Annotated in this window: 16 protein-coding genes; 11 read left to right on the top strand and 5 right to left on the bottom strand. The window is 42.8% G+C overall.

Features of this window, described 5'->3' with window-relative positions; genetic code table 11:
• The first annotated feature begins 3 nt into the window (after window positions 1-3).
• The 5 genes from IHV80_RS01125 (at window position 4) to IHV80_RS01145 (ending at window position 7,278) form a co-directional block, all read left to right on the top strand.
• Window positions 4-2,124 carry a bi-domain-containing oxidoreductase gene (locus tag IHV80_RS01125; protein ID WP_192889801.1) on the top strand — a complete coding sequence of 707 codons (2,121 nt, stop codon included), beginning with the start codon at window positions 4-6 and terminating at the stop codon, window positions 2,122-2,124.
• Window positions 2,125-2,169: 45 nt separating this feature from the next.
• A complete protein-coding gene (locus IHV80_RS01130) occupies window positions 2,170-3,798 on the top strand; it encodes a heparinase II/III family protein (RefSeq protein WP_192889802.1) in 1,629 nt (542 codons plus the stop codon).
• Window positions 3,799-3,800: 2 nt separating this feature from the next.
• A complete protein-coding gene (locus tag IHV80_RS01135; protein ID WP_192889803.1) occupies window positions 3,801-5,021 on the top strand; it encodes a glycosyltransferase family 4 protein in 1,221 nt (406 codons plus the stop codon).
• 75 nt (window positions 5,022-5,096) lie between these two features.
• Window positions 5,097-6,263, top strand: coding sequence for a nucleotide sugar dehydrogenase (locus IHV80_RS01140; protein ID WP_192889804.1), 1,167 nt, complete (start codon window positions 5,097-5,099; stop codon window positions 6,261-6,263).
• 10 nt (window positions 6,264-6,273) lie between these two features.
• A complete protein-coding gene (locus IHV80_RS01145; protein ID WP_192889805.1) occupies window positions 6,274-7,278 on the top strand; it encodes an NAD-dependent epimerase in 1,005 nt (334 codons plus the stop codon).
• A gap of 357 nt (window positions 7,279-7,635) precedes the next feature.
• Here the strand turns inward: IHV80_RS01145 and IHV80_RS25450 are convergent, their stop codons facing one another.
• Together IHV80_RS25450 and wecA are read right to left on the bottom strand one after the other, a co-directional pair.
• On the bottom strand, window positions 7,636-7,884 hold the full coding sequence (locus tag IHV80_RS25450) for a GDP-mannose 4,6-dehydratase (protein WP_226088501.1): 249 nt from the start codon (window positions 7,882-7,884) through the stop codon (window positions 7,636-7,638).
• Between the two features lie 346 nt (window positions 7,885-8,230).
• The gene (gene wecA, locus IHV80_RS01155) at window positions 8,231-9,292 is read right to left on the bottom strand and encodes a UDP-N-acetylglucosamine--undecaprenyl-phosphate N-acetylglucosaminephosphotransferase (protein WP_192889807.1); all 1,062 of its coding nucleotides are present in this window, start codon (window positions 9,290-9,292) and stop codon (window positions 8,231-8,233) included.
• Window positions 9,293-9,589: 297 nt separating this feature from the next.
• Here wecA and gpmM point away from each other — a divergent pair, with 297 nt between their 5' ends.
• Window positions 9,590-11,122 carry a 2,3-bisphosphoglycerate-independent phosphoglycerate mutase gene (gene gpmM, locus IHV80_RS01160; protein WP_192889808.1) on the top strand — a complete coding sequence of 511 codons (1,533 nt, stop codon included), beginning with the start codon at window positions 9,590-9,592 and terminating at the stop codon, window positions 11,120-11,122.
• Between the two features lie 316 nt (window positions 11,123-11,438).
• Here the strand turns inward: gpmM and IHV80_RS01165 are convergent, their stop codons facing one another.
• Both IHV80_RS01165 and IHV80_RS01170 read right to left on the bottom strand, forming a co-directional pair.
• On the bottom strand, window positions 11,439-11,927 hold the full coding sequence (locus tag IHV80_RS01165) for a methylated-DNA--[protein]-cysteine S-methyltransferase (RefSeq protein WP_192889809.1): 489 nt from the start codon (window positions 11,925-11,927) through the stop codon (window positions 11,439-11,441).
• Window positions 11,928-12,190: 263 nt separating this feature from the next.
• Window positions 12,191-13,540 carry an MATE family efflux transporter gene (locus IHV80_RS01170; protein ID WP_192889810.1) on the bottom strand — a complete coding sequence of 450 codons (1,350 nt, stop codon included), beginning with the start codon at window positions 13,538-13,540 and terminating at the stop codon, window positions 12,191-12,193.
• Window positions 13,541-13,699: 159 nt separating this feature from the next.
• Between IHV80_RS01170 and IHV80_RS01175 the strand changes: the two genes are divergently transcribed.
• The 5 genes from IHV80_RS01175 (at window position 13,700) to IHV80_RS01195 (ending at window position 19,763) form a co-directional block, all read left to right on the top strand.
• Entirely contained in the window at window positions 13,700-14,824 is a 1,125-nt protein-coding gene (locus IHV80_RS01175) for an LPS O-antigen chain length determinant protein WzzB (RefSeq protein ID WP_192889811.1), read from the top strand.
• Between the two features lie 280 nt (window positions 14,825-15,104).
• Window positions 15,105-15,395 (top strand): co-chaperone GroES, encoded by a 291-nt coding sequence (locus tag IHV80_RS01180; RefSeq protein ID WP_004733324.1) that lies wholly within the window; start codon window positions 15,105-15,107, stop codon window positions 15,393-15,395.
• A 52-nt stretch (window positions 15,396-15,447) separates the two neighbouring features.
• A complete protein-coding gene (groL, locus tag IHV80_RS01185) occupies window positions 15,448-17,094 on the top strand; it encodes a chaperonin GroEL (protein WP_192889812.1) in 1,647 nt (548 codons plus the stop codon).
• 451 nt (window positions 17,095-17,545) lie between these two features.
• Entirely contained in the window at window positions 17,546-18,103 is a 558-nt protein-coding gene (locus IHV80_RS01190) for a VC2662 family protein (RefSeq protein ID WP_192889813.1), read from the top strand.
• Between the two features lie 181 nt (window positions 18,104-18,284).
• The gene (locus tag IHV80_RS01195) at window positions 18,285-19,763 is read left to right on the top strand and encodes a sensor domain-containing diguanylate cyclase (RefSeq protein ID WP_192889814.1); all 1,479 of its coding nucleotides are present in this window, start codon (window positions 18,285-18,287) and stop codon (window positions 19,761-19,763) included.
• Between the two features lie 113 nt (window positions 19,764-19,876).
• Here IHV80_RS01195 and IHV80_RS01200 read toward each other — a convergent pair whose 3' ends face one another.
• Window positions 19,877-20,365, bottom strand: coding sequence for an MgtC/SapB family protein (locus tag IHV80_RS01200; RefSeq protein ID WP_192889815.1), 489 nt, complete (start codon window positions 20,363-20,365; stop codon window positions 19,877-19,879).
• Window positions 20,366-20,414 lie beyond the last annotated feature (49 nt).

A 20,414-nucleotide genomic window follows, 5' to 3' on the forward strand; every position in this document is an offset into this window, starting at 1 on the left:
AGTATGAAACAAATACTCCAAAATATAGCCAATGGTGAAACTCTGTTGGTTGAAGTGCCGTGTCCCCAATTAAAAAATGGACAATTATTAATATCTACAACAAAATCATTGGTTTCAGTTGGTACTGAACGAATGCTAATTGATTTTGGTAAAGCTAATTTTATAGATAAGGCGCGTCAACAACCTGATAAAGTTAAAATGGTTTTGGGTAAGATCAAAACAGATGGCTTGATGCCAACTGTCGACGCTGTTCGTTCTAAACTAGATCAACCACTTCCACTTGGTTACTGCAATGTAGGTACTGTTCTTGATAACGGTGGTACAAACTTTGACATTGGTACTCGTGTAGTATCGAATGGTAACCATGCTGAAGTGGTTCGTGTACCTAAAAACCTATGTGCTAAGGTGCCAGATAGCGTTGACGATGAATCAGCAGCGTTTACGGTTTTAGGTGCTATCGGCTTGCAAGGCGTTCGCCTTATTAATCCAACTCTGGGTGAGTGCGTAGTTGTTACTGGTCTTGGGCTGATTGGACTGATTACTGTTCAATTACTTCGTGCAAATGGCTGCCGTGTTTTAGGGATCGATTTTGATTCGTCCAAATGTGAATTAGCACGACAACTTGGTGCTGAGACAGTGGACTTGTCTAAAGGTGAAGATGCCATTAAAGCGGCTGAAGCATTTTCACGTGGTCGTGGTGTTGATGGTGTTATAATTACGGCCTCAACAAAAAGTAGCGAGCCATTAAGCCAAGCCGCAACAATGTGCCGCCAACGCGGACGTATCGTCCTTGTCGGTGTTATTGGACAAGAGATTTCTCGTGCTGATTTCTTTGCTAAAGAACTTACATTTCAAGTCTCTTGTTCTTATGGTCCAGGTCGTTATGACACTGAATACGAAGATAAAGGCAACGATTATCCAGTTGGGTTTGTTCGTTGGACGGAGCAAAGAAATTTCGAAGCAGTATTAGATATGATGGCTTCTGGAGCGCTGGATGTTAAGCCTCTGATTACTCACCGCTATGCTATTGATGATGCTCTAGATGCATACAAATGCCTAGACGATAAATCGTCGTTAGGTATTGTTCTCGATTATCCAAATAATGACACTGCAGTTTTAACCGCTCGTTCTGTAACTTTAAATTCTGAAATTGCATCAGCGCCATCTTTCGCTTCTTGCGCATTCGTCGGTGCAGGGAATTATGCGTCACGTGTTTTGATGCCCGCTTTTAAAAGTGCAGGTGCAGGGTTAAATACTGTGGTGACTAGTGCTGGTATGAGTGCTGTTCATCATGGGAAAAAGCAAGGTTTTGCTAAAGCGTCAACAGACTATGCGGATGTGTTAGCTGATAAAGCTATAGATACAGTTGTTATTGCAACGCAGCACAATCTGCATTCTCAACAAACTATTGATGCTATTGCCGCCGAAAAGCATGTCTTTGTTGAAAAGCCTTTAGCACTGCTTGAATCCGAAGTTGACCTAATCGAAGCCGCCTTTAATGAAAGCCAAACTAAACCTAAAGTTATGGTTGGCTATAACCGACGCTTTGCACCACATGTTGTCAAAATGAAAGAGCTTTTGTCTTCTGTTAAAGGCCCTAAAACGTTCATCATGACAATGAATGCCGGCGATATCCCTTCTGATCATTGGACCCAAGATCCTACAGTGGGTGGCGGGCGAATTATCGGTGAAGCATGTCATTATATTGACCTAATGCGTCATTTAGCTGGGTGTAAAATTACAGGCTTTAATGCGATGTGTATGGGTGATGCGCCTGGTGTTACTATTCGTGAAGACAAAGCGAGTATCACACTGTCATTTGAAGATGGTTCAATCGGTACTATTCATTACTTTGCTAATGGTGGTAAAGACTTCCCGAAAGAACGCATTGAAGTGTTCGCCAATGATGCAGTTTTACAACTCGATAACTTCAGAAAACTGGTTGGTTTTGGTTGGAAGGGGTTTAGTAGAATGAAATTGTCGAGCCAAGACAAAGGGCAAAATGATTGTTCTAAGGCATTTGTTGATAGTATCAAACAAGGCTCTTCATCACCGATTAGCTTTGATGAAATCATCGAAGTTGCGAGGGTTTCATGCCAAGTGGCAGAGCAACTTAGAAAGTAGATCACCAGTAAAGGGTAATAAGGGGCTAAGGCCCCTTTTTTAGATATGAATAAACTTTTAAAGCTTTACCACACCCTCAAGTACTTAAAGCCCATTCAGTTCAGTAACCGAATTTCAAGACGATTAACGAAGGTTACTTTTATAAAACCAGAAGTAACCTTAAACGAAGTATCAACAACAGGTTGGCAAGCATTTTCGGTATTAAATTCATGCTATCAAGACAATGGTCAGTTTGAATTTTTGAATGTCGTAGATACGGTTAGCGACTGGAACGACACAGCAAAAGCTAAACTTTGGCTTTATAATTTGCATTACTTCGATGATTTAAACCAGTCTGGGTGGCAAGACAGAACTGAAATTCATCATAGTTTGGTCAATACATGGATAAAACAAAATCCAAAGATGATAGGAAATGGATGGGAGCCTTATACCATTTCACTTAGGTCGGTAAATTGGATTAAATGGTTCTTGTCGGGTAATGAACCAAAAGAAGAATGGCTGGCTAGTTTGTCATTGCAGGTTCAAGCCTTAGAGCAGCAATTAGAGTATCACTTACTTGGCAATCACTTATTTGCAAACGCAAAAGCTTTGTTGTTTGCTGGTTGTTATTTCAAGGGAGAATTAGCTGATGAATGGTTAAAGCGTGGCTTAGGTATTTTAAATGAAGAAATCCCAGAGCAAATTCTTGCTGATGGCGGTAATTTTGAACTAACGCCCATGTATCACAACACCATCCTTGCCGATATGCTTGATTTGTATCAGTTAAGCCTTGTCTACTCATATAAGATTCCGAAAGCTACAAGTCAAGACTGGCGTGAACTCATCGGAAAAATGTTGTCATGGGCTGAACACATGCAACATCCCGATGGTGACGTATCCTTTTTTAATGACTCAGCAACAGGTATTGCTCCCAAGCTGGCTGATTTGCAACGCTATGCTGAAGTACTCAATGTTACGATTCCCGCCAATAGTAAAAACCAAGTTACCGCACTAAAAGAAAGTGGTTATGTGGTGATTAAAGACCAAGTTAACAAGCTAATCATTGATGTCGCAAAAGTAGGGCCTGATTACATTCCCGGTCACGCTCATGCCGATACTCTTTCATTTGAATTGAGTATTGATGGCCACCGAGTATTTGTAAATAGTGGGACATCGGTTTATGGTTTAGGTGAAGAAAGACTGAGGCAGCGCAAAACCGAAACTCATAATACGGTAGTGGTTGATGGCATGGATTCATCTGAAGTCTGGAGTGGATTTCGAGTGGCCAGACGTGCCTATCCAAGCAAACCTATTATTACCGAGAGCGAGTACACCATTACCGTTGAGTGTTCCCATGATGGCTACATGCGTTTGCCTGGTAAAGTAACACACTTACGAAAGTGGCAATTAGCACAAGATGAATTGCTTGTTTGTGATCAGGTATCCGGTGTGTTTAATCATGCAGAAGCAAACTACCATCTCCATCCTAATATTCAGGTTGAAAGTTCAAACCATGATGGCCAAGTCATACTACAGTTACCCTCTGGCGCTCAATATAATGTAAGGGCTGAAGGTGCTGATATAAAAGTGCTAGACACGACATGGCATCCTGAATTTGGCTTATCGATAGCCAATAAAAAGCTGGTATTAAATTTTAAACAGAATGAAGTGAACTTTGTTCTAAAGCGAGCGTAGTAATGCATATTCTTTTTCTTACTGATAATTTTCCGCCAGAAGGCAATGCGCCAGCAACACGCACCTATGAACACGCTATTCGTTGGGTAAACAAAGGCCATAAAGTCACCGTAATTACATGCGCACCGAATTTTCCAGAAGGAAAGGTATTCGATGGTTTCAAGAACAAGCTCTATGATGTGTCTGAATTCGATGGAATACGTGTTGTACGTGTTAAGACTTATATCACTGCTAACGAAGGGTTTATTAAGCGAATCTTGGATTATATGTCTTTCATGGTAACAGGCTTCTTTGCGGGGTTATTTCAAAAAAAGCCTGATGTTATTGTTGCGACTTCACCTCAGTTTTTTTGCGCATGTGCTGGGTGGGCAATTTCTGCAATTCGTAGAAAACCGTTTGTCTTTGAACTTAGGGACATTTGGCCCGCTTCTATAACCGCTGTTGGCGCGATGAAAGACAGCAAAGCAATTCATTTGCTGGAAAAAATAGAGATGTTTCTCTATAAACGAGCAGATGCAATTGTTTCAGTGACTCATGCATTTAAAAAAGAGCTCATCGAGCGTGGAGTTGAAGGAAGCAAGATTGAGGTTGTGCTTAATGGTGTCGATTTATCTAAATATGAACCAAAAGATAAAGATACCGAGCTTGCAAAGCAGCATGGTTTAGACGGTAAATTTGTTGCAGGGTACATCGGTACTCATGGTATGGCTCACGGGCTTGAACACATAGTAACCGTTGCTGAAAGGTTGCAAGATCATGATGATATCCGCATTGTTTTTGCAGGAGGTGGAGCCGCTAGACAAAAGGTCGTTGATCTTGTCGAAAAGAAACAGCTTAAAAATGTAGTATTAATTGATAGACAGCCAAAAGAGATGATGCCAAGGCTTTGGTCTTTATGTGATGTTTCACTTGTGCCATTGATAAACAGTGATCTGTTTAGGACTGTTATTCCTTCAAAGATCTTCGAGTGTATGGGGATGGGTATTCCCACAATAATGAGTGTACCTGAGGGAGAGGCTACTACTATCATTAAAGAGACTGATTCGGGGTTAGTTGTTGAAAGTGAAAATGTAGAACAGATTGCTAATGCTATCTTGAGATTGCATGAAGAGAAAGACCTGTATCAGCGTATACGTACCTGCAGCATAGAAGCTGCGCCTAAGTACAGCCGAGATATCATGGCAGCCGATATGATCAACGCTTTTGAAAATCACATTGATTAGTAATGTTTTTAATCTTGAGTTTTTTATTTAATTAAAATAATGGATTAATATCTTAATTTAACAGTTGACACATTTATGAAAATTGCAATTGCCGGTACTGGCTATGTAGGCTTATCAAATGCGATGCTATTGGCCCTGCATCATGACGTTGTCGCGGTCGATATTATCGAAGAGAAAGTAAGATTACTAAACGATAAATTATCTCCAATCATCGACGTCGAAATTGAAGATTTCTTGGCGAATAAACCATTAAATTTTACAGCGACTCTTGATAAAGAGTTGGCGTATTCAAATGCTGATTATGTGGTTATTGCTACCCCTACTGATTATGACGTAGAGACGAACTACTTTAATACATCTTCCGTTGAAGCAGTAATTAAAGATGTGATGGCGATTAACCCCAATGCGGTGATGGTGATTAAGTCTACCGTGCCTGTAGGTTATACCGCGCGCATTAAACAAGAGTTAGAGTGTGAGAACCTGATGTTCTCACCAGAGTTCTTACGTGAAGGTAAAGCTTTATACGATAACTTGCATCCATCACGTATTGTGGTGGGTGAACGCTCTGAGCGTGCACAAGTTTTTGCGAACTTGTTGTTAGAAGGCGCGGTTAAAAAAGACGTTGAAATCCTGTATACCGATTCAACAGAAGCCGAAGCGGTAAAACTGTTCTCTAACACCTATTTGGCGCTTCGCGTTGCCTACTTTAATGAGCTAGATACTTACGCTGAATCTCACGGGTTAGATACACGCCAAATTATAGATGGTGTATGTTTAGATCCTCGCATTGGTTCGCACTACAATAACCCTTCATTTGGCTATGGTGGTTACTGCTTACCAAAAGATACCAAGCAACTGCGTGCTAACTACTCAGATGTGCCGAATAATATTATCGGTGCTATTGTAGACTCTAACACCACACGTAAAGACTTTATTGCCGACTCGATTATTAAAAGAAACCCAACGCGTGTGGGTATCTACCGCTTGATAATGAAATCGGGCTCTGATAATTTCCGCGCTTCGAGTATTCAAGGCATTATGAAACGTCTTAAGGCAAAAGGCATTGAAGTGGTGGTGTTTGAGCCAGAGCTGAAAGAAAAAGAGTTCTTTCACTCATTAGTATTAACGGATTTCGAGCAGTTTAAGTCAGGCTGTGATGTGATAGTCTCAAACCGTATGGCTCAAGAGTTGGCGGATGTACAAGACAAAGTGTACACGCGCGATCTATTCGGTTCAGACTAAGGAATAAGAAATGAAGTATTTAGTAACGGGTGCTGCGGGTTTTATCGGCAGTGCTGTAGTAGAACAGTTAACCGCGAAAGGCCATCAAGTTGTTGGTGTTGATAACCTGAATGATTACTACGATGTCGCATTGAAAGAAGCGCGTTTGGGTCGTATTCAGCATGACAGTTTTAAATTGGTTCAGTTAGACATCGCTGATCGCGATGGTGTCGCTAGCCTATTTGAAACGGAGCAATTTGACCAAGTGATTCACTTAGCAGCGCAAGCGGGTGTTCGTTATTCTATTGAAAATCCACACGCCTATGCAGATTCAAATTTGGTCGGCCACTTAAACATCCTAGAAGGGTGTCGTCACAATAAAGTGAAGCACTTGGTGTATGCCTCTTCAAGTTCGGTTTATGGGTTGAATGCGAAAACACCGTTTGCAACCTCTGATTCGGTCGACCACCCGGTTTCATTGTATGCCGCGACCAAGAAGTCGAATGAGCTGATGGCACATAGCTATTCGCACTTATACGACATTCCAACCACCGGCTTACGCTTCTTTACCGTGTATGGTTCGTGGGGCCGCCCTGATATGGCACCGTTTATTTTCACGAAGAAGATTCTCGATGGCGATACGATTGATATCAACAATAACGGTGATATGTGGCGTGATTTCACACACGTGAACGACATTGTTGAAGGGGTGGTGCGTATCTCTGATGTGGTGCCAACGCGTGATAACGATTGGACAGTAGAAGCAGGCTCTCCAGCAACCAGCTCTGCGCCTTATGCGGTGTATAACATTGGTCACGGCTCTCCAATTAACTTGATGGATTTTGTAAAGGCGATTGAAGATGAGCTAGGCATTGAAGCGAAGAAAAACTTCCGCGAGATGCAGCCTGGCGATGTTTATCAAACTTATGCAGACACCCAAGACTTGTTTGCAGCAACGGGTTACACGCCGAAAGTAACGGTTAAAGAAGGTGTGGCTGAGTTTATTCAGTGGTACCGTGAGTTCTACAATAAGTAGATTTTGGGGTTCTAAAGTCTATATCTAGAAAACGACTCGGTTTCTAGATATATTATTTTTATAAATAACATACTCTGATACTTATGGTGTCTCATCTGATTTTAGCTTGAGACACCTTTCTTCTGTATAATCATCTCAATATTCGTCAGATCATAAAATACAGAACACCTATGTATTTGACAGATTTAAAATCTACGGCTAATCATGCTTTATGTGTTTAGATTTCGTTCAATGGAAGTAAGAGGGACTCAAGCTTGTTCACCTCAATTTCCCCCTTTAAGACGTAGCGTACTGTTACTGTTCCTCACGTCCATATATGGCTAAGGGTTTTGATGCTATTGTTAGCTGGATAATTTTTCAGGATACTGGTGTGCACCATAATTGCTTGAGCATTTGGTGATGATAGTCGGCAGGCCGTATATTCGGTGCTAAACTTTCACTCGATGCTTTTGAAGGCGAACATGAACTACTGGGCTTGTATGGTGAATGCTCATTAAGGGGTAGTTCATGGTCTGCTAAGTCACCAAACACTTCATCGGTTGAAATATGAATAAAGCGAATGTACTTTAGTGTAGTGTATCTAACTAACACCAATACCCTAAGCATCCTCGACAATATTGGTTTGAGTGAAGGCTTCGGAGTGAAAAATTGAAGTATCAAAGTGGTTGTCTACTGCTAGGTTAAAGATGCTATCGATATATATAGGTATGTAAGATGTACTCTATGAGGGCACAGTCACCATATCACCTTGATAAATAGTGTATCGTGAACGACCCTCTAGTGGTTCTAAAGCCTGAAGGTTGGCAGCATAAGTGAGCTTATCAATATTGATGATATGGTGAGTTGTGTGATTAATTCTCCACCGAATTAGCGCAGAGCCAATAAAGCCACATTCATCCGTTACGTAAGATGTTCATACCTCAGCCTCATTCTAGTTGTGCTTCTGTATTGATTATTTCGGGTATACTTTCCTAATATAAGATGTGAGTTTCCAGATATTACTTAATATCGCAAGATAAATTGCAAAGCAGATGATAAAAGCGTAGAACATGGCATATTCTGGAATGTTTAGCATTTCAGCTGAAATACCTATTACAGCATAGAGAGTTGCAATACTACAAATAACGATAAGCGTTTGTGTTGAGCTCAGCCCCATACGCTGGAATATGTGATGTAGATGCTCACGATCGGGCTTAAAAGGAGAGTCGCCTCTTCTTATTCGGCGAACCATAATTGCCGCCATATCCATTAGGGGAACCGCTATTAGCCATAATGCGGTTACTGGGCGTAGCGGCGGTGCGCTTCCATTTTGACTAGAAAGCAGTAGTAACCAGATCACTGTGAAGCCAATTAACATGCTCCCCGCATCTCCCATAAATACTTTTCTTTTTCGGCCAAATGCACCGAGATTGAGTAAGATATATGGGCTAATGGTAACGACTAATACTAGACAAATGTAAGCTAGACTGGATTGACCATCAAAGTTAAGCATAATGCCAAGTCCACCAAAAGTAACGATGGATAGCCCGCCCAATAACCCATCAATCCCATCAACCATGTTGAATGCGTTAATGGCTCCTACCACAGCTAATATGGTCACAAGGTAACCAAACCAACCCAAGGTAATCACATCACCGCTTCCAAATACATCCCCTATTGTATTGAGTTCAATACCGCCGATAACCATCATAATTATCGATAGTCCTGCTTGTACTGCAAACCTCACTTTAAAGCTGATGTCATATTTATCATCCAAAACTCCGATACCAACAAGTATTAGAATACATGCTGCATAGAGCTCTGTATTCGGTAGAATATTTGGGTTGTTGAATAAGAAATAGACTATAGAGATACAAATCGATACTCCACCAACTAAGGGGATTGCTCCATTATGAAGTTTACGAGCATTTGGCTTATCTACTAATCCTATTTTTTTTGCAAATTTACGCATAGTGAAAGTAGTCGCAAGAGAAAAGAAAAATAGGAAAGAGAGATCAAGGAATGATATGAGCACGATTCAGCCTAATAATGTATTTTTAGTTATTTTAATGTATTTAGCTTCTAGTTGAAAGAGGGGGGGGGATTTACGAGATTTCTCCATTTATCGTACTGGTTTAGGATTATTTAACACTACAATTTAATAAGGATCCTATCGTATTAGCGAAGGTTCAAATGACATTTTTTTTCACATCTGATCTGCCTACCTGCGACGTTTCTTGATCTTCCGCTACAGTTTTGACTGTAAACTGTAGTAAAATTACGCTAATTTGTTTTTATACCGATTTATTTTGAATTGAACGAGGTCAGTCCTATGTCAGCTAAGAAGCCAATGGCTCTAGTGATCCTTGACGGTTACGGTTACCGTGAAGACAACCAAGACAACGCTATCGCGAACGCTAATACACCTGTATTAGACGGTCTTATTGCTAACCAACCTAACACGCTAATCTCGGCTTCTGGCTTAGATGTAGGCCTACCTGATGGCCAAATGGGTAACTCTGAAGTGGGTCACACCAACATCGGTGCGGGTCGAGTGGTATACCAAGATCTAACGCGCATTACTAAATCAATCGCAGACGGTGAGTTCGGTCAAACTGAAGCGCTAGTGAGTGCTGTTGATAAAGCGGTTAAAGCCGACAAAGCGGTTCACATCATGGGCCTTATGTCCCCTGGTGGCGTTCACTCTCATGAAGACCACATCTACGCAGCTGTTGAAATGGCAGCAGAACGTGGCGCAGAGAAAATCTACCTACACGCATTCCTAGACGGCCGTGATACGCCGCCACGTAGCGCAGAAAACACACTGGCACGTTTCCAAGAGTTGTTCGCTAAGCTAGGTAAAGGCCGTGTGGCTTCGCTTATTGGCCGTTACTACGCAATGGACCGTGATAACAACTGGGATCGCGTTCAAGAGTCTTACGACCTACTGACTCAAGCGAAAGGTGACTTCACGTTTGACACAGCTGTTGCTGGCCTAGAAGCGGCTTACGCTCGTGACGAAAACGATGAGTTCGTTAAAGCGACGGAAATCAAAGCGGAAGGTGAAGAGTCTGCTGCTATCGTTGATGGCGATGCGGTTATCTTCATGAACTACCGTGCTGACCGTGCGCGTGAAATTACTCGTGCGTTCGTGCCTAACTTTGACGGTTTTGAGCGTAGCGTATTCCCAGCAATCGACTTTGTGATGCTGACTCAATACGCTGCAGACATCCCACTGCTTTGTGCATTCCCACCGGCTTCTCTAGAGAACACCTACGGTGAATGGCTATCGAAAGAAGGCAAAACGCAGCTACGTATCTCTGAAACAGAGAAATACGCGCACGTGACGTTCTTCTTCAACGGCGGTAAAGAAGACGAGTTTGAAGGCGAAGAGCGTCAGCTTGTTGCTTCTCCAAAAGTAGCAACGTACGACCTACAGCCAGAAATGAGCGCACCAGAGCTGACTGAAAAGCTTGTTGCTGCTATCAAAGGCGGCAAATACGACGCTATCGTTTGTAACTTCCCTAACTGTGACATGGTTGGACACACTGGCGTTTACGATGCAGCAGTTAAAGCTGTAGAGTCGCTAGATGAATGTCTTGGCAAAGTGGTTGAAGCAATCAAAGAAGCCGATGGCCAACTGCTTATCACCGCTGACCACGGTAACGCGGAAATGATGGTAAACCCAGAAACGGGCGGCATCCACACGGCGCACACGAACCTACCAGTTCCACTTATCTACGTAGGCAGCAAAGACGTTGAGTTCAAAGAAGGCGGTAAGCTGTCTGACTTAGCACCAACGATGCTTTCTCTGTCTGGTATTGCAATCCCGCCTGAGATGTCAGGCGATGTGATCGTTAAATAGTTGTTTGGCTCAGTGATTCACGTTGAGCTTTAACGATTTTGAAAGCCCGCACTTCAAAGTGCGGGCTTTTTTATAGATGCGAGTAAGCGGGATTCGAAAAGCTTGAAAGGCAGATTCGAGATGCGAGTAAACGAGATTCGAAGAGCATAATAGCTTAAAAATAGATTAGACAAAGGCCTTAATGATTTCGTCATTCCAGAATTGAGGAACGAAATATCTGGAATCTCATGCCTCGTATGACTTGTCATATTTGGTGTTCAACATAAAGAGAGATTCCCTATCACGCTCGTCCTTCGCTGTAGGGAATGATAGAGAGTTATTTGCTAGATTGAGTCAGAACCGAATGCTCGAAATCCAACAACCATTCTTTACGGTTCATGCCGCCGGTGTAGCCAGTTAACGTTCCATTTACGCCGATGACTCGATGGCAGGGTACAACAATACTAAATGGGTTCTTGCCATTTGCACCACCCACCGCTCTTACGGCTTTTGGGTTATCCATTTTTTTCGCTTGTTCGCCGTAGCTGATGGTTTCTCCATAAGGAATGGTTGTTAAAGCCTGCCAAGATGCTTTTTGAAAGTCAGTGCCTTTTATCGCTCTTAATGGCAAATCGAATTCTGTTCGTTGACCTGCAAAGTACTCATCTAACTGTTTCATCGCCAGTTGGCAAAGGTTATCTGGATTGCTAGTCTTTTGCTCTTCGTGATTTATATGGTCAATTTCAATAATCGACACACCATTACTAACAATGAACATCTTGCCAATCGGTGCGTCATAAAGCATTTTGTAAGTGGTTTCTTCCATATCATCTTCCCTCTTCTAGTCTCTTTCTGCTCTCAAGCTTTTCGAATTCCGTTTACCCGAATCTCGCATTTGCTTTATATCTCTCGATACCATAAAGCGTTATTCCAAAACTGAGGGACGAAGTGTCTGGAATCTAAAACAACGAGCCATTAGTTATGGACAATAGATTCCCTACTGCGCTCGTACCTCGCTATAGGGAATGACGGAGTTTAATTAGTAGAGCGTCACTAGAGTATTACATCTGCTCTTATGCTCTTATGCTCTTATATCTTTTCGCATCTCGAATCTACTTGAGCTCTAACACGAAGCGCAAACAAGTACCCTGAAATACCACCCATGATGTTCCCCAAGGCTAAACCAATAAACAACCCTTCGACGCCATTGATTTGGCTACCTACCCAAGCGAATGGCAAGGTAAAGACAAACAAACGCATGAAGCTCCATTGAAAGGCTTTGAGCGGTTGATGCATAGCATTCATCGCGCCGATCAGCATCATTACAATACCTTGGAATCCATAGCTAAATGGGACAACTAACAAGTAATGCCACAAGATGCCTCGCACTGACTCTTCTTGAGAAAAGAGGGCGGCTAAAGGGATGCTCAATGGCACCATCATGAAGAAAATCAAACTTTGGAACATCACCGCAAAGCGCATGCTTAAGAACAGAGCCTTGAAACTGCGCTGTGGGTTATCAGCGCCAAAGTTTTGCGCCATGAAAGGCGTGAGGGCAGAAGTTAAAGACATCAACACGATGATCAAAATCGATTCAATACGCTGGGCAGCACCATAAGCCGCCACGGCTTCTGTCCCTTGTTTGGCTAACATCATCATGATTATGGCGCCAGCAATTGGGTTCAGGGCATTGGAAAGGGCAGCAGGTGTGCCGATGGTTAAGATCTGTTTCCAGTCATCGATGAGGTTTTTTAGTTTGGGCGGAGCAAGCAGCTTTTCTCGTATGGTTAACACATACAGTGAGCCACACAACGCACCAAACCAACTGAATCCGCTAGCAATGGCTGCGCCTTGAATCCCTAGCTCAGGAAAAGGCCCGTAACCGAAGATCAGCAGTGGGTCGAGAATGCCGTTAATAAGGCCGGCCAGCATCATGATCTTGGCGGGTGTTTTTGTATCGCCGCTCGCTCGTATCGCGCTGTTGCCGGCCATAGGAATCACAAGCAGAGGTATCGCTAAGTACCAGACTGACATGTATTCGGATATCAGTGGCAGTAACTCAGGCTCTGCTCCCAATAGTGTAAACATGGGTTCTAGCGTTACAAGCCCTAGAGTTGATGCAAAGCCAACAAGAAGCACCGCAAGTAATAAACCGTGACAAGTAAAGCGAGCCGCATTTTGCGCGCAGCCTTGGCCAAGTAACCTTCCGATACACGTTGATAAGCCAATGCCTATACCCATAGTAATGCAGTTGATGGCAAAGGTGACAGGGAAGGTGAAACTCACGGCTGCAAGGGCTTGCGTGCCAAGCAATGAGATAAAGAAAGTATCGACAAGGTTAAACATCAAGATCGCCACCATGCCGAATATCGTCGGTATGGCCATAGTGCGCAGAGTCTGTGCTATCGGGGCCGTGAGAAGCCCATGCTTATCTTGCATGTAAAACGCCGATTGAACTAGAATAGTAGAGGTAGAATACAGTGAATTGTCATCTCTCTGAAGATTACTTTCATAAAGTTTACAAATCGTACAATACTAACAGCATACGGTGTGATAGCATTCTGCCGTTAATTATTTAGATGTTTTGAGAGATTTATAGTGAAGCAGCAGACACAACCACAGCCGTACTCCCCGCATAATCCACCGATGTACACAACGAACGATGAGATTGATCTGAGAGAGCTTTTCAAGGCACTGTGGGACGGTAAGTTAATCGTCATATTGGTGACTGCTTTATTCACTGCTAGTAGTATTGGGTTTGCTTTATTGGCTCAAGAATGGTGGTCTTCTAATGCCAAGGTCACAGAGGCTCAACCTCAAAATTTAGCTGCATATCAGCAACAAGTGAAGCAGTTTCAACCTGTTTTTAATATTTACCAAGATGATGGCACAGTTTTGGTGAGTCAGGAGTTGGATGATTTAGTTGATGTAGAGGTTTTATTTAAACGTTTTGTAAACACCTTTGGTTCAAGCAATAATAAGAGAGCATTTTTAGACCAGAATACTGAGTTCCAGCAACTAAAAGTGGCAACGACTGCTAATGCTTCTAATTTGACTGAGGATGAAGCAAGGGCTTTATATGCTCGATGGTTTGAGCGAATTTCAGCGTCTAAAGTGGATAAAAAAGATCGTAATTCACCATATACTATTAGTTTTCAAACAACGACTAAGGAAAGTAGTTTTGATTTGCTAACCTCTTATGTTTCTTTCACTGAGTCGAAGGTCCGTGAGGATGCGTTTAGTAATCTGAAGGCGTTCGTTAATAGTAAACGTAATGAATTAATTCAGCAAAAACGAATTCTTGAAAGTCAGGCTAAGAACCAATTATTAGTTGAAACTGAACGAACGAAGTATGCTGTTGAGATTGCTCAGGCTGCTGGTGTGGAAAAACCAACCCAAACTGGTAATGATAAAGAAATCTTTGGTATAGAATTAGGTGCAAAAGGCCTTGAAGCGAAAGTTAAAGCTTTGGATTCACTAAAGAACTTAACCGTTATTGAGCCTCGCCTTCTGAAAATTAATGCAAAATTGGACATGCTGAATAACCTTGAAATTGACCGCTCTGTTGATTTTCAAACGTTCCGTTACCTAGAAAATGTTGAGCAGCCGATAACTCGAGACAAACCTAAGCGTGCTTTGATTGTCGTTCTTGGCACATTGTTAGGTGGCATGTTGGGTGTTGCGATAGTTCTAATACGTTTTGCGTTTAGGAAAGAAGACTAAGTTATTTTTTAATGGCTAGTAGTCAGCTACTAGCCATTTCTCCTATGTTTCGTAGTTGCTTAGACCCCACATTTATTTCTCTATCTTCCCATCGCCCTTATGACTATCTGCTCTCAAAGCTCTTCGCTACTCGTTTACTCGCATCCCGTATCTGCTCTTTGGATCACAATTTTTCTCTTTCACCCCTTGGGATCTTTCACTTCGCCCCAACATACTCTTTAACCCCATGCCAATCGTGGCAACTATCAAATTAAATGGAAATTATCAGGAGATACGACCGATGAATATCCGTCCTCTACACGACCGAGTTATCGTTGAGCGCCAAGAAGTTGAATCTAAATCTGCTGGTGGCATCGTTCTAACTGGTTCTGCCGCTGAAAAATCAACTCGCGGTACAATTCTAGCTGTTGGCAAAGGCCGCATTCTAGAAAATGGTTCAGTACAACCATTGGACGTTAAAGTTGGCGATACTGTTATCTTTTCTGAAGGCTACGGCACTAAAACTGAAAAGATCGACGGCAAAGAAGTTCTGATCATGTCTGAAAACGACATCATGGCGATCGTTGAGTAATCCGACCCATAAAACTGAACTGACTGAATAAAGAATTTTAAAGGAAATTAAGATGGCTGCTAAAGACGTTAAATTTGGTAACGACGCACGTATTAAAATGCTAGAAGGTGTAAACGTTCTGGCTGATGCAGTAAAAGTAACGCTAGGTCCTAAAGGCCGTAACGTTGTTCTAGACAAATCATTTGGCGCACCAACGATCACTAAAGATGGTGTTTCAGTTGCACGTGAAATCGAACTTGAAGACAAGTTCCAAAACATGGGCGCACAAATGGTTAAAGAAGTGGCTTCGCAAGCGAATGACGCGGCGGGCGACGGAACAACAACAGCAACAGTATTGGCTCAGTCTATTATCGCTGAAGGTCTAAAAGCAGTTGCTGCTGGCATGAACCCAATGGATCTTAAGCGCGGCATCGACAAAGCGGTTATCGCGGCTGTTGAAGAGCTGAAGAACCTTTCTGTTCCGTGTTCAGACACTAAAGCTATCGCTCAAGTAGGTACTATCTCTGCGAACTCTGATTCGACAGTGGGTAACATTATTGCTGAAGCGATGGAAAAAGTCGGTCGTGATGGCGTAATCACGGTTGAAGAAGGTCAGGCTCTGCAAGACGAGCTAGACGTAGTTGAAGGTATGCAGTTCGACCGCGGTTACCTGTCTCCTTACTTCATCAACAACCAAGAAGCAGGTTCTGTTGATCTAGAGAGCCCATTCATTCTTCTAATCGACAAGAAAGTGTCGAACATCCGTGAACTTCTTCCGACTCTAGAAGCAGTTGCTAAGGCATCTCGTCCACTTCTTATCATCGCTGAAGATGTAGAAGGCGAAGCGCTGGCAACTCTTGTTGTAAACAACATGCGTGGCATCGTTAAAGTGGCGGCTGTTAAAGCACCTGGTTTCGGCGACCGTCGTAAATCTATGCTGCAAGACATCGCTATCCTAACTGGCGGCACGGTTATCTCTGAAGAGATTGGCCTAGACCTTGAAAAAGTAACGCTAGAAGACCTAGGTCAAGCTAAGCGTATTACTATCACTAAAGAAAACTCAACCATCATTGATGGTGCGGGTGATGAAGTGATGATCAAAGGTCGCGTTTCTCAAATTCGTCAACAAATCGAAGATGCGACGTCTGACTACGACAAAGAAAAACTTCAAGAGCGCGTAGCTAAGTTAGCTGGCGGTGTTGCAGTAATCAAAGTTGGCGCAGCGACTGAAGTTGAGATGAAAGAGAAGAAAGACCGCGTTGAAGATGCACTTCACGCAACTCGCGCTGCTGTTGAAGAAGGTGTGGTTGCTGGTGGTGGTGTTGCACTTATCCGCGCGGCATCTAAAGTTGCTGGCCTTGAAGGCGACAACGAAGAGCAAAATGTAGGTATCCGCGTTGCACTACGTGCAATGGAAGCGCCTATTCGTCAAATCACTAAGAACGCAGGTGATGAAGAGTCTGTTGTTGCTAACAACGTCCGCGCTGGCGAAGGTAACTTCGGTTACAACGCTGCAACGGGCGAATACGGTGACATGATTGCAATGGGTATCCTAGATCCAACTAAGGTAACTCGTTCTGCACTTCAGTTCGCAGCATCAGTAGCTGGTCTTATGATCACAACAGAAGCGATGATCACTGATAAGCCACAAGATTCTGGCCCTGCAATGCCTGATATGGGTGGCATGGGCGGCATGGGCGGTATGGGTGGCATGATGTAATCATCCCCTTTCTCTATAGCAGAGAAAGCCATACATAAGCTGTAGAACGGAGACCTCGGTCTCCGTTTTTTTATGTTTTGAAATAGTCACTCCCTACTGCTCTTTGCTATACGCACCAGAGGATTTTGTGTTCTGAGATTCCAGAAACTTCGTTCCTCAGTTCTGGAATGACGCTAATTACTTCCTGAATTGATTAGCGTCATTCCCTACATCGAGGTACGAGCGTGATAGGGAACCTTTACAGCCCTCAAATAGAAACATGGGCGTAGACAGCTACTCTTACCTCTCCCCGTATCCCTTTCTTTATATTGCTCTTTATGATTTAGCGGCTTATATTCAACAGTGCAGTTATGACATTGATTTAACATGGCTAACTGTTTAATTAAGGATAATAAATGCTTGATCGATAATGTATAAATCAAGTTAATAATAGTCAGTGGAGACTTCCCCAATGAAAAAATTACTTTCAGTATTAGCTGTGTCTGCCGCGGTAATGGCACCGGCTGCATTCGCTTCTTCGCCTGTTATGTTCTCAACCATTAACGGCTTCAACGCACCTGACTCAGATGCTGTTGGCGGTGTGCGCTTGGCTTTACTTCATGGACAAGTGAACGACCTTAAAGGCCTTGATCTTGCTGTTGTTGGTATGTCAGAGACGCAAACGACAACGGGTGTGAACTTGGGTATTTTCGGTGCATCAAAAGTGAATCAAGAGATGACAGGTGCATCACTTGGTTTCTTTAACTGGAATACAGGTAAAACAACGGGTCTGAACCTAGGTGCGGTGAACATCACTAATGATGTGAAAGGTGCAAACGTGAGCTTTGTGAACTACTCAGAAGGTAACACGATGGTTGATGTTGGCGCAGCTAACCTTTCAGAAGTGTCTACGGTTCAGGTTGGTATCTTCAACAAAACCAACAAAATCGAAGGTGTACAAGTTGGTTTGATCAACTGTGCGGACAATGGTTTTTTCCCATGCTTCCCAATCGTAAACTTCGCTAAGTAAGCGATGTAGAGTTTTATCTACCGAACCATTAATTCTCGCCTAAGCCTTGGTTTAGGCGTTTTTCTATCACCAGCAGTCTGAATAATAAATAACCAATAGGCAATTTGTTTTATATTTACATTGCTACTTGTTTATCAATGGGTACAATGTGCGATAAAATTACAACGCTGGCTTATATGTTTTGATTAATCACCATACCATCGATTTTAAAAAGGCTTTATTAAGCCTCACCGCCATCTTCTTATTAGTATTGAGTTTATTGCTCGTTGATTCAGCGGAAGAATCAGATAAACAGTATGGAATTGAAAACCAAGGCGTCACGCGCTCGTTAGCTGAGCTTACTCAGATTATTAATGCGCTCGAGTACAACATTACCGCGTTATATCCATTACATAGCGATTCCTATGTATTTTCCCATACGAAAAAGCGGGAAGGGAAAACGTGTTATTTCATTAATGAAGAGCAGCAGCATCCTCGGTTTGACTTTATGTTCTCTGGGCCAGCAGAGATGTGTAACCCAGAGTCAGAACTTCATCTGGAAGCGAATAAGCGTCTCTTTATCGCTCCAACAATGGCTTACTTTGCCAATACTATTGATACCATCTCAGCTATCTACTTTATCTCTAAAGAAAAATTCATCATCTCTTCTCCCTCTGATTTTGCTAGCTATATTAAAGGGGACACCTTTGATTCAGTCGTGAACGGCCGCCCTTACTGGATCAATACCGTTCGATATGGACTCACTCAGCGTCAAGACCAGGTCGTTTATACAGGGCAGTATGATGACTACTTAACGGGCAAGAAGGTCGTTACTCTGACTAAGGGTATTTATGTTGATGGCCAGTTTAAGGGAGTACTAGGGGTTGATGGATATGTAGCTAACTTAGTGTCTAACCCTGTACATGGTTATGAAGTGTCCAGTACGCGTGGGCCAAATCAATATGGCTTCATGGATTTCACCTATTCAAAGCCACTGTATGTTGATGGCATTAATACTCAGCTCTATTTGAGTATCGAGGAAGGAAAGGGGCAACATTTCCTACATGTGCTGGAAATGGATAAGGTGCAGCTTTCTATACTTGCAGGCTTGTTCGTACTCTCGGTTATCTGTTTGTGGCGATTCTATACTAAACAAGAACATGAGAGATTAAATGAACTGGCGATGCGAGACCCTATGACGGGGCTATTGAATCGACGTGGTTTTGAAGCACGGCTGTTAGCTCAAGGTGAAGAGCCAATTATTGGAGTTGGTGTATTTGATATTGATGACTTCAAAGTGGTGAATGACCGCTATGGGCATAAAGTCGGTGATGATGTGATTTGCCACGTTGCTCAACTCATGTTGGATAGTGTTCGTCAGCAAGACATTGTCGCTCGATTTGGTGGTGAAGAGTTTGTTGTCGCGATTACAGGAGAGTCTTCGGAATTGCTGTCATCGATTTTTGAACGGATACAAAACGATATTAGCTTACAGAGTTATCGATGTTCGAATGGCGATAAGGTAAACGTTTCTGTATCAGGGGGAGCGACACTTTATTCATTGTACAAGTTCGACAGTGTAGGGCACTTATGGGCAAACCAAAGCATTAGGTCTTCAGATGACCAGTTATACAAAGCTAAGGCTGCAGGTAAGAATCAAGTGTGTATTCAGGTGTATTAATTGCTCTCCAAGAACTGAAAGCCTAACCGTTTGACTAGGCTTCTTTTTATCTAAGATAAATGCACTAAAGATGAAATAGTCTTTTAACGTTAAAATGCCTTTAAGGTTAGATGTTACTTCTTCACGCGACCTTTTCTCATCCACTTTTGATGAACGCCACGACGTAGGCTTTGGAAGCTGTTTTCCACCTTGTCGACTCCAAGCAGAATCATTAGGGCCATTAACGTAATAATAACGGATTGGGAAAGGTGTCCCAATGCAATCATCATCCCTAGAGCGGCCAGCACCCAGATAATCGCTGCCGAAGTCACACCATGAATCTTGCCATCGAGAGTCATCATTACACCTGCGCCAAGAAAACCAACCCCAGTAATTATCTGACCAAGCACACGAGCTTGATCGAGCGTGTTAGGGGAAAGGCTAATCGCCATGGTAAGGAAGAAGTAGGTGCCACTAATGATAAGGATCGATGTTCTGATCCCTACTGGTTTACCGCGTGTTTGTCGCTCGATTCCGATTAACGAACCACACAGCATACATGCTGCAAGGCCTGCCCAGCTAAAGGGGGCAAGGTTGAGAGTTTGTTCTATAAATTGTGACATATCACCCCTCCTAAAAATTTAGAATAGAGCTGAGTATGCTAATAATAGA

It is taken from the genome of Vibrio bathopelagicus (assembly GCF_014879975.1).
Classification (GTDB): Bacteria; Pseudomonadota; Gammaproteobacteria; order Enterobacterales; family Vibrionaceae; genus Vibrio; species Vibrio bathopelagicus.

Bases quoted from the DNA above. Each gene is read 5' to 3' on its own strand.
- gpmM (WP_192889808.1), top strand. From the start codon at position 9,590: ATGTCAGCTAAGAAGCCAATGGCTCTAGTGATCCTTGACGGTTACGGT.
- IHV80_RS01180 (WP_004733324.1), top strand. From the start codon at position 15,105: ATGAATATCCGTCCTCTACACGACCGAGTTATCGTTGAGCGCCAAGAA.
- IHV80_RS01145 (WP_192889805.1), top strand. From the start codon at position 6,274: ATGAAGTATTTAGTAACGGGTGCTGCGGGTTTTATCGGCAGTGCTGTA.
- IHV80_RS01130 (WP_192889802.1), top strand. From the start codon at position 2,170: ATGAATAAACTTTTAAAGCTTTACCACACCCTCAAGTACTTAAAGCCC.
- IHV80_RS25450 (WP_226088501.1), bottom strand. From the start codon at position 7,884: ATGCTTAGGGTATTGGTGTTAGTTAGATACACTACACTAAAGTACATT.
- groL (WP_192889812.1), top strand. From the start codon at position 15,448: ATGGCTGCTAAAGACGTTAAATTTGGTAACGACGCACGTATTAAAATG.
- IHV80_RS01170 (WP_192889810.1), bottom strand. From the start codon at position 13,540: ATGCAAGATAAGCATGGGCTTCTCACGGCCCCGATAGCACAGACTCTG.
- IHV80_RS01190 (WP_192889813.1), top strand. From the start codon at position 17,546: ATGAAAAAATTACTTTCAGTATTAGCTGTGTCTGCCGCGGTAATGGCA.
- IHV80_RS01165 (WP_192889809.1), bottom strand. From the start codon at position 11,927: ATGGAAGAAACCACTTACAAAATGCTTTATGACGCACCGATTGGCAAG.
- IHV80_RS01135 (WP_192889803.1), top strand. From the start codon at position 3,801: ATGCATATTCTTTTTCTTACTGATAATTTTCCGCCAGAAGGCAATGCG.
- IHV80_RS01140 (WP_192889804.1), top strand. From the start codon at position 5,097: ATGAAAATTGCAATTGCCGGTACTGGCTATGTAGGCTTATCAAATGCG.
- IHV80_RS01200 (WP_192889815.1), bottom strand. From the start codon at position 20,365: ATGTCACAATTTATAGAACAAACTCTCAACCTTGCCCCCTTTAGCTGG.
- IHV80_RS01125 (WP_192889801.1), top strand. From the start codon at position 4: ATGAAACAAATACTCCAAAATATAGCCAATGGTGAAACTCTGTTGGTT.